Origin of the sequence: Pseudomonas sp. NFPP25, from assembly GCF_900116505.1 — a bacterium.
GTDB lineage: Bacteria > Pseudomonadota > Gammaproteobacteria > Pseudomonadales > Pseudomonadaceae > Aquipseudomonas > Aquipseudomonas protegens.
The window spans coordinates 361,801-373,645 of record NZ_FPBG01000001.1 but is presented as its reverse complement, the minus strand read 5'-3'; the positions used below and the strand labels follow the sequence as shown (position 1 = coordinate 373,645).

Annotated in this window: 11 protein-coding genes; 5 read left to right on the top strand and 6 right to left on the bottom strand. The window is 61.0% G+C overall.

Annotation, left to right across the window (positions count from 1 at the left end; all coding sequences use genetic code 11):
* Positions 1-45 precede the first annotated feature (45 nt).
* On the bottom strand, positions 46-1,002 hold the full coding sequence (locus BM382_RS01600) for a DMT family transporter (RefSeq protein WP_072441593.1): 957 nt from the start codon (positions 1,000-1,002) through the stop codon (positions 46-48).
* Between the two features lie 85 nt (positions 1,003-1,087).
* On the opposite strand from BM382_RS01600, the gene BM382_RS01595 reads away from it, so the two are divergent.
* From BM382_RS01595 to BM382_RS01585, 3 genes are all read left to right on the top strand, one after another.
* Positions 1,088-1,960 carry a LysR family transcriptional regulator gene (locus BM382_RS01595; RefSeq protein WP_072441590.1) on the top strand — a complete coding sequence of 291 codons (873 nt, stop codon included), beginning with the start codon at positions 1,088-1,090 and terminating at the stop codon, positions 1,958-1,960.
* Between the two features lie 89 nt (positions 1,961-2,049).
* Complete coding sequence (locus BM382_RS01590) at positions 2,050-3,588, top strand: EAL domain-containing protein (protein ID WP_072441587.1); 1,539 nt, start codon at positions 2,050-2,052, stop codon at positions 3,586-3,588.
* A 243-nt stretch (positions 3,589-3,831) separates the two neighbouring features.
* Positions 3,832-4,197 carry a histone-like nucleoid-structuring protein, MvaT/MvaU family gene (locus tag BM382_RS01585; protein ID WP_011061673.1) on the top strand — a complete coding sequence of 122 codons (366 nt, stop codon included), beginning with the start codon at positions 3,832-3,834 and terminating at the stop codon, positions 4,195-4,197.
* Positions 4,198-4,427: 230 nt separating this feature from the next.
* Here the strand turns inward: BM382_RS01585 and BM382_RS01580 are convergent, their stop codons facing one another.
* Positions 4,428-4,955, bottom strand: coding sequence for a DUF4946 domain-containing protein (locus BM382_RS01580; protein ID WP_011061674.1), 528 nt, complete (start codon positions 4,953-4,955; stop codon positions 4,428-4,430).
* A 198-nt stretch (positions 4,956-5,153) separates the two neighbouring features.
* Between BM382_RS01580 and gloA the strand changes: the two genes are divergently transcribed.
* The gene (gloA, locus tag BM382_RS01575; protein ID WP_072441584.1) at positions 5,154-5,675 is read left to right on the top strand and encodes a lactoylglutathione lyase; all 522 of its coding nucleotides are present in this window, start codon (positions 5,154-5,156) and stop codon (positions 5,673-5,675) included.
* 172 nt (positions 5,676-5,847) lie between these two features.
* Here the strand turns inward: gloA and ahpF are convergent, their stop codons facing one another.
* The 3 genes from ahpF to BM382_RS01560 form a co-directional block, all read right to left on the bottom strand.
* On the bottom strand, positions 5,848-7,413 hold the full coding sequence (ahpF, locus tag BM382_RS01570) for an alkyl hydroperoxide reductase subunit F (RefSeq protein ID WP_011061676.1): 1,566 nt from the start codon (positions 7,411-7,413) through the stop codon (positions 5,848-5,850).
* Positions 7,414-7,537: 124 nt separating this feature from the next.
* Complete coding sequence (gene ahpC, locus BM382_RS01565; protein ID WP_011061677.1) at positions 7,538-8,101, bottom strand: alkyl hydroperoxide reductase subunit C; 564 nt, start codon at positions 8,099-8,101, stop codon at positions 7,538-7,540.
* A 151-nt stretch (positions 8,102-8,252) separates the two neighbouring features.
* Entirely contained in the window at positions 8,253-9,191 is a 939-nt protein-coding gene (locus BM382_RS01560; protein ID WP_019094164.1) for a site-specific integrase, read from the bottom strand.
* Between the two features lie 180 nt (positions 9,192-9,371).
* On the opposite strand from BM382_RS01560, the gene BM382_RS01555 reads away from it, so the two are divergent.
* On the top strand, positions 9,372-10,379 hold the full coding sequence (locus BM382_RS01555) for a DNA-binding protein (protein WP_072441581.1): 1,008 nt from the start codon (positions 9,372-9,374) through the stop codon (positions 10,377-10,379).
* Here the strand turns inward: BM382_RS01555 and gorA are convergent, their stop codons facing one another.
* Positions 10,380-11,738, bottom strand: coding sequence for a glutathione-disulfide reductase (gene gorA, locus BM382_RS01550; protein ID WP_041118540.1), 1,359 nt, complete (start codon positions 11,736-11,738; stop codon positions 10,380-10,382). It lies immediately after the preceding gene.
* Between the last annotated feature and the right edge of the window lie 107 nt (positions 11,739-11,845).

The following is an 11,845-nucleotide window of genomic DNA, read 5'->3' as shown; positions in this document are numbered from 1 at the left end:
GCGTAACCGGATTCTACACAGCGTAAAAGCCTTTGTCCGCATTCTCTATAAAATCGCCTTTTTTGGCCCGCCCGCAAGGGGTTTGTTGCACTGGTAGATACCGCCGAGAATCAGCGCCCCGCCCACCCCCATCACCGGGCTCAACTGTTCTCCCAGCACGAGCGCGCCGAGGATCACCGCCGTCAGCGGATTGAGGGCGATGAATACACCGCAACGGGTGGCACCGATCCGCCGCAAGCCGTCGTAATACCAGATATAGGCCAGCGCCGAACCCAGCACGCCCAGGTACAACAGGCTCAAGCCCTGGGCCAGGTTCAGGCGAGCCACCGCCTGCAGGTCGAACTCGCCACGGATCAGGGTGGCGGCGCAGAGCATCAGGGTGCCCAGGAGGATCGAGCAGGTCACGGTTTGCAATGAGCCCAGGCTGTGGTTCAGCCCCCTGGAGAACAGCGAGTACACGCCCCAGCCCAGCACGCAGCCAAGAATCAGCAGGTCGCCTTGCCAGCTCCCGGCCTGCGCCGCCAGGGCCGAAGGGTCACGGCTGCAGATCACCAGGGCCGCGCCACAGAGGCACAGGGCAATGCCCAACAGCGTGCGCCGGCCCAGGCGCTCCTTGAACAGCGCCCAGGACGCCAGGGCAATCACTGCCGGGTTCAGGGCCACGATCAACGATGCCCGAGAAGCCTTGACTTGCTCCAGGCCGAGGAAGAAACACAGGTTGTAGAAGAAGATCCCGAAGAACCCCAATAGTGCCAGTTGGCCGAACTGCCTGAGGCTGGGCCGCACCAGGGGAATACGCGCCACGGCCATGAAGCCGAGCAAGGCCAGGCTGGCCAGCAGGAACCGCAGGCTGGCGGCCAGCAAGGGCGAGAGCCCGCCGGCCAGGTAGCGCCCGGCAACGAAGGTGCCGCCCCAGATCATGGTGACTGTCGCCAGGCGGCCATACACCGCCAGGTCCCGGTATTCGCCCGCCAGGGGGCCGCTGATATTGCTTTCACTCATGGTCAAGACGCTCTGAGGCAATGGGTTTGTACTGCACGACCATTTTTTGTCTAATGCCTGATCATCGTAAAATGAGCTTTTACTCATGACCCTGACCCAGCTGGAGATCTTTTCCCTGGTGGCCGAACTCCAGGGCTTTACCAGCGCCGCCACGCGCCTGGGCATCACCCAGTCGGCGGTGTCCCATGCCATCAAGTCACTGGAGCAGGAGCTGCAGGTGGACCTGTTTCGCCGGCACCAGGCCCAGGTCGAACTCACCGACATCGGCACCCAGTTGCTGCTGCGCGCCCGGGCCATGCTCGGCCTGGCGGCGACCCTGGCCCAGGAAGCCGCGGATGCCCGGGGCATGAAGCGCGGCACCTTGCGCATCGGCTCGTTCGGCCCCACCTCGTCGATCCGCCTCCTGCCCCGGATTCTTCACGACTACCGCCGCGAATATCCGGACATCGAAGTGCATATCGACGAAGGCCCCGATCGCCAGGTCCTGCAATGGCTGGAAGAACGACGGGTGGACCTGGGCTTCGTGGTGTTGCCCCAGGAGCGCTTCGACACCGTGCCTGTGGTCGAGGACCAGTTGCTGGCATTGATTCCAGCCAGCCACGCCCTGGCCAGTGAAGCGCAACTGCGCCTGGACCAACTGTGCCATGACCCCTTCGTGCTCACCGAAGCCGGCTCGGCGGAGCTGGTGTCACGCCTGTTCATCGGTGCCGGCCTGCGGCCCAATATCTGCTACCGCAGCACCCAACTGCTGAGCACCCTGGAAACCGTGGCCCGCGGCGATGCCTTGAGCATCGTTGCCGAGTTGTCCCTGCCCCAGGCCGCGGACCCGCGCTACACCAGCCGCCCCCTGGAGCCTGCCGTGCGCCGCCAAGTGGGGATCGCGGTGCTCGACCGACGCCAGGCGTCGCCGGCGGCCCTGGCCTTCATCCAGCACGCGCAGCGCCTTTATCGCCGGTAAAAGCCGGCTATCCTGCGATGATCAAGACAGCCGCAGGGGCCATGCCCCCCGGTGCCATCCTCCCCCTCGCCCGCCGACAGGTCCGATCCATGCCCCTGACCGCCAAAGGTCCATTGAAGCGCTCTACCCGTACCTTCTGGACATTGCTGGCCATGCTTCTTCCCATCGGGCTCGGCGCCCTCATCCTCTACGCCCAGGCCGAACGAACACTGATGCACAGCAGCCTGGAAACCGCCGAAGAGGCCATCCGCCAGTTCGACCTGATGCTCGACAACACCGACATCGCCGCCAGGGCGCTGCTGCCCCAGGTGGGCCGCGATTGTGATGAAGTCCGGCAACTGGCCCTGCGCGAACAGGTCACCCGCCGACCGTTCGTGCGCTCGACCAACCTGGTGTGGCGCAACAACAACTATTGCAGCTCCCTGCTCGGCAGTTTCGCAGTCCCGCTCAACCCCCTGGACTACGTGGACGGCCGCCTCTGGCTGATGAGCGGCAACCCTGTCACCCCCGACACGGCCCTGCTGGTCTATCGCTGGAGCGAGGGCGATCGCGCCGCCCTGGCCACCATCGACGGCTATCACCTGACCAATGCCCTGCGCCTGATCAGCCGCTTCGCCGACCTGCAATTGCAGGTCGGCGGGCATTGGCTGTCCAGCGACGGCCGTGTCCACGAGGGCAGCCCGCCACTGGCGGCCGTGGCCAGCCAGCAACTGAGCTCATCGCGCTATCCCTACAGCGTCAGCTCGGGGTTTCCCGAGGGCGACGTGTGGAACTACATGAAGAGCCAGTACCCGGCACTGTTCAGCCTGCTGGTGTTTTTCGGCGCGGCGGCGGGCGTACTTGCCCACTGGCTGCAAAAGCGCTCCGCCTCCCCCACCCACGAGCTGCAACGGGCACTGGGGGCGCAGGAGTTCATTCCGTACTTTCAGCCGGTGGTGCGCGGGGACACCCTGGCGTGGGCCGGCATCGAAGTCCTGATGCGCTGGCAGCATCCGAAAGAGGGGCTGGTGCGCCCGGACCTGTTCATCCCCTTCGCCGAGCATTCGGGGCTGATCGTGCCCATGACCCGCTCGCTGATGCAGCAGACCCAACAAGCCCTGGCGCCCCATGCCGCGCACTTTACCGACGGTTTCCATATAGGTATCAACATCACCGCCAGCCATTGCCACGACCTGCAGTTGCTGGAGGACTGCCGGGAGTTCCTCGCCGGCTTCCCCCCAGGCAAGGTGATCCTGGTGCTGGAGTTGACCGAACGCGAACTGATCGAGCCCACGGCCACCACCCACCAGCTGTTTGCCGCCCTGCACGAACTGGGTGTGATGATCGCCATCGACGACTTCGGTACCGGGCATTCCAGCCTGGGTTATCTGCGCCAGTTCAATGTGGATTATTTGAAGATCGATCAGAGTTTCGTCGCCATGATCGGTGCCGACGCACTGTCCCTGCATATACTCGACAGCATTATCGAACTCTCGGCCAAACTCGATCTGGGCATTGTCGCCGAAGGTATTGAAACTGCAGAACAGCGGGATTATCTAGCAGCTAAAGGGGTGGATTTCCTGCAAGGTTATTTATTCGGACGGCCCATGCCCAGTGCCGAATTTGTTGCAGCCCTGGCGCGCCATTAAATAGCCATACCCGAACAAAAAGTGCTGGATCTAACAACTCGGGGCCTGCACAAATTTGAATCAATTGGTCAATATCGCATTTAACAAGAACAACCTGATTTACTCTCGATGCATTAACTACTACAATTTTTCCCGCCTGTACAAGATTCACAGGTAGGCCACTTAATCGAGCCTTAATCGGCTCATGGCTTATAGCTTTGTTTGTGGTTTGTATCAGCCAAATAGACTAGTGGAGTGAAGATATTGTCCAGACTTGCTGAGTTTCGTGCTGCAGAAAAAGCACTTCAAGAACAGCTCGCGCAGCTTGAATCCCTGAAAAACGACGCCGGGCTCAAGAAGGAAATCGAGTTCGAAGAAAAGCTCCAGGCCCTGATGAAGTCCTACGACAAGAGCCTGCGTGACATCATCGCCATCCTTGATCCCAACCAGGGCAAGGCCGGCCAGCCACAGGCCAACGCCCCCAAGCAGCGCCGTGCCCGCGTGGTCAAGGTCTACCAGAACCCGCACACCGGTGAACTGATCGAAACCAAAGGCGGCAATCACCGCGGCCTGAAGGCCTGGAAAGAACAGTACGGTGCCGCCACTGTGGATTCCTGGCTGCGCGCTTGAACAAAGCCGCACCCCGAAAAAGGCCCTGCATATGTAGGGCCTTTTACATTGATTAAGAAAATTCTTATTACGACTTGCATCTAAGGGAAGAGCCGAGCGGGATCCCACCCCTCCCCCTAGCCGATACATCGCGCAATAACGTCTGATTCCCGAGCAACTTCAGGCTTAATGCCTTTTCGCTAACGAACGGGCAACCTGCAGAAAGCGAACCGATTGGTTCAGATTTTTCCTTAAAGTTTAAGGCCATTTCGTACAGCGAGTATTTCATCCTGGCTCTCGGCAAAAGCCGCAGCCTGGCCAGCGTATGAAAGTACATAAGCCTTATCCCCATTCAGTGCCGCCACCAATGTTTGCGAGAGCACATGCCGGCCATTCTGGGTAATGGTGCAAGTAGTCTCCAGCGCCTCGAGACGACTCAACTGCGCGGCATGAATCTTGTTACAGACACTCTGATAACCACCCTGGGCAAAGTCCTTTTGCACCGACTTGCGCATCTCCAGCAATACCCCCTGCAGATTGACTACATGCCCACTGTCCACCTGAGTCATGGTCAACTCCATGACCATGAGTGGATTGCCAGCGGTATCGCTCTTGACCGCTCTCTGCCGGGACACCTTGGCGGCCTCTTCGCCTTCTGGGGCCGGCAGCGGTTCCACCGTCCAGCCCTGGGGCCAGGTCACTTGCGGCTCGGCCTCTGCAACACCGGCCAGCGCCAGTAGCAACAGAGCTGCGGCGCGGAACTTAAAAGACTCGATCATGCGTTTGCACACTGAGGTAAAGGGGCCTGGAAGTCTGAGCCCGGCGCCAGGAATGGGCAATAGATCAGGAGCTTTGGGTTTGGCGCCAGCCGACCCACTTGCGTATCATTGCCCGATCCCAAGGATGTCCGAACCATTGCGAGCCAAGGCTGCTTGCCCCGGCAAGCAGTCTTGGCCGCACTTTCTTCTGGAGGGCCCATGAGCCTCAACGAACTCAATACCTTTCCCGGCGTGACCGCCCAACCGGATGCGGCCACTGCCCGTTTCGTGTTCAACCACACCATGTTGCGCGTCAAGGACATCACTCGCTCCCTGGACTTCTACACCCGGGTCCTGGGCTTTTCCCTGGTGGAAAAACGCGACTTCCCTGAAGCCGAGTTCGGCCTGTACTTCCTGGCCCTGGTGGACAAGGCACAGATCCCGGCAGACGCTGGCGCGCGAACCGAGTGGATGAAGTCGATTCCCGGCATTCTCGAACTGACCCACAACCACGGCACCGAGAACGATCCAGCCTTCGCCTACCACAACGGCAACAGCGACCCGCGCGGCTTCGGCCACATCTGTATCTCGGTGCCGGACATCGTCGCCGCCTGCGAGCGCTTCGAAGCCCTGGGCTGCGATTTCCAGAAGCGCCTGAACGATGGCCGGATGAAAAGCCTGGCCTTCATCAAGGACCCGGACGGCTACTGGGTCGAGATCATCCAGCCAGCACCGCTGTAAACCTATGCAGGTGCGAAGCCGGCCTGTGTAGAAGCTGGATTGTCAGCACTCCCCTTCTCAAGGGCGGCGCAAGACCCAGCGGCCACTTCAGCGACAAGCCGGTGCCTGCCGGCACAGCAATAAAAAACCCCATGAGCCAGGCTCATGGGGTTTTGTTTTTCTAAGCGACCGATCAAGCCGGTGCTGAGGTACGGATCAAGTGATCGAATGCACTGAGGGAAGCCTTGGCGCCCTCGCCCACGGCTATCACGATCTGCTTGTAGGGCACCGTGGTGACGTCACCTGCAGCAAATACCCCAGGCAGCGAAGTCTCGCCGCGGGCATCGACGATGATCTCGCCACGAGGCGACAGCTCGACGGTGCCCTTGAGCCAATCGGTGTTGGGCAACAGGCCGATCTGCACAAAGATGCCTTCCAGGTCCACCGTGTGGAACTCGCCCGAATCACGGTCCTTGTAGGCCAGGCCGGTGACCTTCTGGCCGTCACCCTTCACTTCGCTGGTCAAGGCGCTGGTGATGACTTTGACGTTGGGCAGGCTGAAGAGCTTGCGCTGCAACACCGCATCCGCCCGCAGCTTGCTGTCGAACTCCAGCAGGGTCACGTGGCTGACGATACCCGCCAGGTCGATGGCCGCTTCGACACCGGAGTTGCCGCCGCCAATCACCGCCACACGCTTGCCCTTGAACAGCGGGCCGTCGCAGTGCGGGCAGAAGCACACGCCCTTGGCCTTGTATTCCTGCTCACCCGGCACGCCCATCTCGCGCCAGCGGGCACCGGTAGCCAGGATCACCGACTTGGCCTTGAGGCTGGCGCCGCTTTCGAACTGGATCTCGTGCAAGCCGCCGACTTCCTTGGCCGGCACCAGGGCACTGGCCCGCTGCAGGTTCATGATGTCCACGTCGTACTGCTTGACGTGCTCTTCCAGGGCGGCGGCCAGCTTCGGCCCTTCAGTTGCCTGCACCGAGATGAAGTTCTCGATCGCCATGGTGTCCAGCACCTGGCCACCGAAACGCTCGGCAGCCACACCGGTACGGATGCCTTTGCGAGCGGCATAGATGGCTGCCGAAGCACCCGCTGGACCACCGCCGACCACCAGCACGTCGAAGGCTTCCTTGGCGTTGAGTTTCTGCGCCTGCTTCTCCACCGCACCGGTGTCGAGCTTGGCGAGGATTTCCTCCAGCCCCATGCGCCCCTGGCCGAAGTTCACGCCATTGAGGTAGACACTGGGCACCGCCATGACCTTGCGTTCATCGACTTCGGCCTGGAACAGCGCGCCATCGATGGCCACGTGACGGATGTTGGGGTTGAGCACCGCCATCAGGTTCAGCGCCTGGACCACGTCCGGGCAGTTCTGGCAGGACAGCGAGAAATAGGTTTCGAAATTGAACTCGCCCTTGAGCGAGCGGATCTGCTCGATCACCTCGGCACTGGCCTTGGATGGATGACCACCCACTTGCAGCAAGGCCAGCACCAGGGAAGTGAATTCGTGGCCCATGGGAATACCGGCGAAACGCAAGCTGATATCACTTCCCGGGCGATTCAACGAGAACGAAGGCTTGCGCGCGTCGCTGCCGTTATCGAGCAAGGTAATCTGGTTGGAAAGACTGACAATGTCTTTGAGTAACGCGAGCATTTCCTGGGATTTCGCACCGTCGTCGAGGGAGGCTACGATCTCGATCGGCTGGGTGACCCGTTCCAGGTAAGACTTCAACTGAGCTTTAAGATTGGCGTCCAACATACGGGCGATCTCCTGTTTTGATTCGGTAGAAAAAACAACGCCCGAGCGAATCTCGCCCGGGCGTTGTTTGAGGGCGGTGCAGCTGGCTTAAGTGCGGATCACCGCCCTTGGGTAATGCATGGACTTAGATCTTGCCGACCAGGTCCAGGGACGGAGCCAGGGTGGCCTCGCCTTCTTTCCACTTGGCTGGGCAGACTTCGCCTGGGTGAGCAGCGACGTACTGAGCGGCCTTGATCTTGCGCAGCAGCTCGGAAGCGTCACGGCCTACACCGCCGTCGTTGATTTCAACGATCTTGATCTGCCCTTCAGGGTTGATCACGAAGGTGCCACGGTCAGCCAGACCGGCTTCTTCGATCAGCACATCGAAGTTGCGGGAGATGGCCAGGGTCGGGTCGCCGATCATGGTGTACTGGATCTTGCCGATGGCTGGCGAAGTGTTGTGCCAGGCAGCGTGGGCGAAGTGGGTGTCGGTGGAAACGCTGTAGATCTCGACGCCCAGCTTCTGGAATTCGGCGTAGTTGTCGGCCAGGTCTTCCAGCTCGGTTGGGCACACGAAGGTGAAGTCAGCCGGGTAGAAGAACACGACAGACCATTTGCCTTTCAGATCGGCGTCCGACACTTCGACGAATGCGCCGTTTTTGAATGCGGTAGCTTTGAAGGGTTTAACTTGGCTGTTGATGATAGGCATCGTTGACTCTCCATCAGTGGTTGAGAACATTGGGTGAAAACTTGATGGGGAGAATCCTAACCAATGAATCGCCCCTTGGCTCATTGGCAAACCTGATGCTGCCGATTGGTTTTGACTATCAGCCAACAGTATTAATAGAAGAAACCTTAATCTACTGCTGTACCGGCTTCTCGCCGATGCGCGCCATGCCCATGAACGGGTTGGCCTCGACGTAGCGCATGGCGGACTGCATGTCCTTCCAGCCGACATAGCTCATCAGTGATTTCAGATCCCAACCGCTGCGGTGCGCCCAGGTGGCGAAGCCCCGGCGCAGGGAATGGCTGGTGTAATGTTCGCCAGCGATACCGGCACGCTCCAGGGCTTGGCGCAGCAACGCGATCACGCTATTGGCATGCAACCCCTGCTCGCTCAGGCGCCCCCAGCGGTTGATGCCGCGAAACACCGGCCCGCGCACCAGCGCCGCGCTGTTGATCCACTCGATATAGGCCTGCACCGGGCACAGGCGCAGCAAGGCCGGGGTGTGAAAGGTCCGCCCAAGGTTGTCACGGTCACTCTTGCTGCGGGGCAGGTAGAGGCTGATGCCCGACCCGGCCACCGCTTGCACATGCTCGATCTGCAAGCGGCACAGCTCATCACTGCGAAAACCGCGCCAGAAGCCCAGCAAGATCAGCGCCCGATCACGCCGGGCACGTAACAGATCCCCCTGGCGCTGTTCAGCTGCGGCACTCGCGACCTCCTTATCTAGCCAGGCGACGACCTGTTCCAGGTGCTGCAGCTCCAAGGGTTGCGCCTGTTTTTCCTGTACCGGGTGCAGCGCACGGATGCCCTTGAACACCTGGCGCACCACCGGTGCCTTGGTCGGGTCGGCAAAGCCCTGGCTGCTGTGCCACTGGGCCAGGGCCGACAGGCGCAACCGCAGGGTATTGATCGACAGCTCACCGGCATAGGCGGCCAGGTAGCGGGCCACGCTTTCGGCCGTAGCCGGAAGGAAACCGCCCCACTGCACTTCGAAATGCTCGATGGCCGCCCGATAGCTGCGACGGGTGTTGTCGCGGGTGGCGGCTTGCAGATAACGATCCAGCTCGCTCATGGCAGCTCAACTCAGGCAAATGTACGGCGATGGCTGGCGAAAACCGCCCTCAGCGCCTATCACACGGGGTAATACCATAATATCCCATGTCAGTTTCAGGCTTTTGATAATTTCACATCTGCTGTACAATTCCATGTAATTACATACCACGTAACACAGTATTAAATCGTCGGAGGATGCATGGCTCGCGGAGGCATAAACAAGGCGGTGGTGAAGAAAGCGCGTCAGGCGATTCTTGCCCGCGGCGAACACCCCAGCATCGACGCAGTACGCATCGAAATGGGTAATACCGGCTCGAAAACCACCATCCACCGCTATCTCAAGGAGCTGGATGACGGCGCCAGCCGGCGTGACAGCGGCCCTGCGCCCCTGGACCAAGAATTGGGTGAACTGGTGGGGCGCCTGGCGCAACGTCTGCAGGAGCAGGCCCAGGAACCCCTGGAGCAAGCCCTCGCCCACTTCGAAGAACAGAAGCAGGTGCTGGAACACCAGTTGCACGAAGCCCACCAGCTTCAGGAGCAGTTGCAACAGCAGTTGCAGATTCAGGCCAGCGCCCTGGCCGGGGAAAGCGCCGCCCTGCAAGACACTCGCTCCATGCTGCAGAGCGAACAGACCCGCAACGCCGAACTCAACCAGGCACTCAAGGGCCTTGAGCTGCGACTGGAGGACAAGGAGCAGCAGATCCACTCCCTGGAGGAAAAGCACCTGCATGCCCGGGACGCCCTGGAGCACTACCGCGCGGCCAGCAAGGAACAGCGCGAACAGGAGCAGCGCCGCCACGAAGGGCAGTTGCAACAGATCCAGATGGAGCTGCGCCAGGCCCAACAGAGCGCGCTGGTACGCCAGGACGAGATCACCCAACTGCATCGCGATAACGAGCGCCTGCTCAGCGAACAGCGCGCCATCCACAAAGAGCTCAAGCAAGCCCAGGATGCCGCCAGCAAGAATTCGGCGCTGCAGGCCCGCCTGAGCGAACAGGTCGCCCGCCAGGACAGCGAAAGCACCCTGCTCCAGGAACGCCTGCGCGTTGCCCAGGAAGAAGTTCAGGCACTCAAGGAACAAACCAGGAAACAGGCTCGATCGAGCAAGGAGATGGAATTGCGCGCCACCAAGGCCGAGGCCGGCCTGGAGGCGTTGCGCCTGGCTGCTGCCACCAAGGCCCAGCCAGACGCACCTGCGAAGGCTTGATCAGCCCGCAACAGGCGTACGCATGGTGACGAACTCTTCGGCGGCCGTCGGGTGCACGCCGATGGTTTCGTCGAAGTCGCGCTTGGTCGCCCCCGCCTTCAGGGCAATTGCCAGGCCCTGAACGATTTCACCGGCATCCGGGCCGACCATGTGGCACCCCAGGACCTTGTCGCTGTCGGCGTCCACCACCAGCTTCATCAGGGTGCGTTCCTGGCAGTCGGTCAGGGTCAGCTTCATCGGCCGGAAGCGGCTCTCGAAGATCTGCACCTTGTGCCCCGCTTCTCGCGCCTGCTCTTCGGTGAGGCCGACGGTACCGATGTTCGGCAGGCTGAACACCGCCGTAGGAATCATCTGGTAATCCACGGGACGGTACTGCTCGGGCTTGAACAGGCGCCGAGCCACGGCCATGCCCTCGGCCAGGGCCACCGGCGTCAGTTGCACGCGGCCGATGACATCGCCAATCGCCAGGATCGACGGCTCACTGCTCTGATACTGCTCGTCCACTTCGATGAAACCGCGCTTGTCGAGCTTCACGCCGGTATTCTCCAGCCCCAGGTTGTCCAGCATCGGCCGGCGCCCGGTGGCATAGAACACACAATCGGCGGCCAGCTTGCGACCATCCTTGAGGGTGACCTCAAGACTGCCGTCGGCCTGCTTGTCGATGCGCTCGATGTCGGCATTGAACTGCAGGCCCAAACCACGCTTGGTCAGTTCCTCCTGCAAGTGCTTGCGCACTGCGCCGTCGAAACCGCGCAGGAACAGCTCACCGCGATACAACAGCTGGGTATCGGCGCCCAGGCCATGGAAGATCCCGGCAAACTCCACCGCGATGTAGCCACCGCCCACCACCAGCACGCGCTTGGGCAGCTCCTTGAGGAAGAAGGCCTCGTTGGAACTGATGGCATGCTCACGCCCCGGGATATCCGGGATCTGTGGCCAGCCGCCGGTGGCAATGAGGATGTGCTTGGCACTGTAGCGCTGGCCGTTGACCTCTACCTGGTGCGGATCGATCAGCTTGGCGTGGCCTTCATGCAGGGTCACGCCGCTGTTGACCAGCAGATTGCGGTAGATGCCGTTGAGGCGATTGATTTCGCGATCCTTGTTGGCGATCAGGGTCGCCCAATCGAAATTCGCCTCACCCAGGGACCAGCCGAAACCCGAGGCCTGCTCGAAGTCTTCGGCGAAGTGCGCGCCGTACACCAGCAGCTTTTTCGGCACGCAGCCGACGTTGACACAGGTACCGCCCAGATAGCGGCTTTCAGCGACCGCGACCTTCGCGCCAAAACCCGCCGCGAATCGCGCACAGCGCACACCGCCGGAACCGGCACCAATTACATAAAGATCAAAATCGTAGGCCATTTCACTCTCCCAGGCAGGCTGACAAGCATAACCGCAGATGGCGATCGGGTCAGCGCAGAGGTCTACATAAGGGCGACAAATGAAAAAGCCACCCGAAGGTGGCTTTT

What these genes read in the sequence shown, in the direction of transcription:
- BM382_RS01600 (WP_072441593.1), bottom strand. Translation starts at nt 1,002, where the DNA reads ATGAGTGAAAGCAATATCAGCGGCCCCCTGGCGGGCGAATACCGGGAC.
- BM382_RS01595 (WP_072441590.1), top strand. Translation starts at nt 1,088, where the DNA reads ATGACCCTGACCCAGCTGGAGATCTTTTCCCTGGTGGCCGAACTCCAG.
- BM382_RS01590 (WP_072441587.1), top strand. Translation starts at nt 2,050, where the DNA reads ATGCCCCTGACCGCCAAAGGTCCATTGAAGCGCTCTACCCGTACCTTC.
- BM382_RS01580 (WP_011061674.1), bottom strand. Translation starts at nt 4,955, where the DNA reads ATGATCGAGTCTTTTAAGTTCCGCGCCGCAGCTCTGTTGCTACTGGCG.
- gloA (WP_072441584.1), top strand. Translation starts at nt 5,154, where the DNA reads ATGAGCCTCAACGAACTCAATACCTTTCCCGGCGTGACCGCCCAACCG.
- ahpF (WP_011061676.1), bottom strand. Translation starts at nt 7,413, where the DNA reads ATGTTGGACGCCAATCTTAAAGCTCAGTTGAAGTCTTACCTGGAACGG.
- ahpC (WP_011061677.1), bottom strand. Translation starts at nt 8,101, where the DNA reads ATGCCTATCATCAACAGCCAAGTTAAACCCTTCAAAGCTACCGCATTC.
- BM382_RS01560 (WP_019094164.1), bottom strand. Translation starts at nt 9,191, where the DNA reads ATGAGCGAGCTGGATCGTTATCTGCAAGCCGCCACCCGCGACAACACC.
- BM382_RS01555 (WP_072441581.1), top strand. Translation starts at nt 9,372, where the DNA reads ATGGCTCGCGGAGGCATAAACAAGGCGGTGGTGAAGAAAGCGCGTCAG.
- gorA (WP_041118540.1), bottom strand. Translation starts at nt 11,738, where the DNA reads ATGGCCTACGATTTTGATCTTTATGTAATTGGTGCCGGTTCCGGCGGT.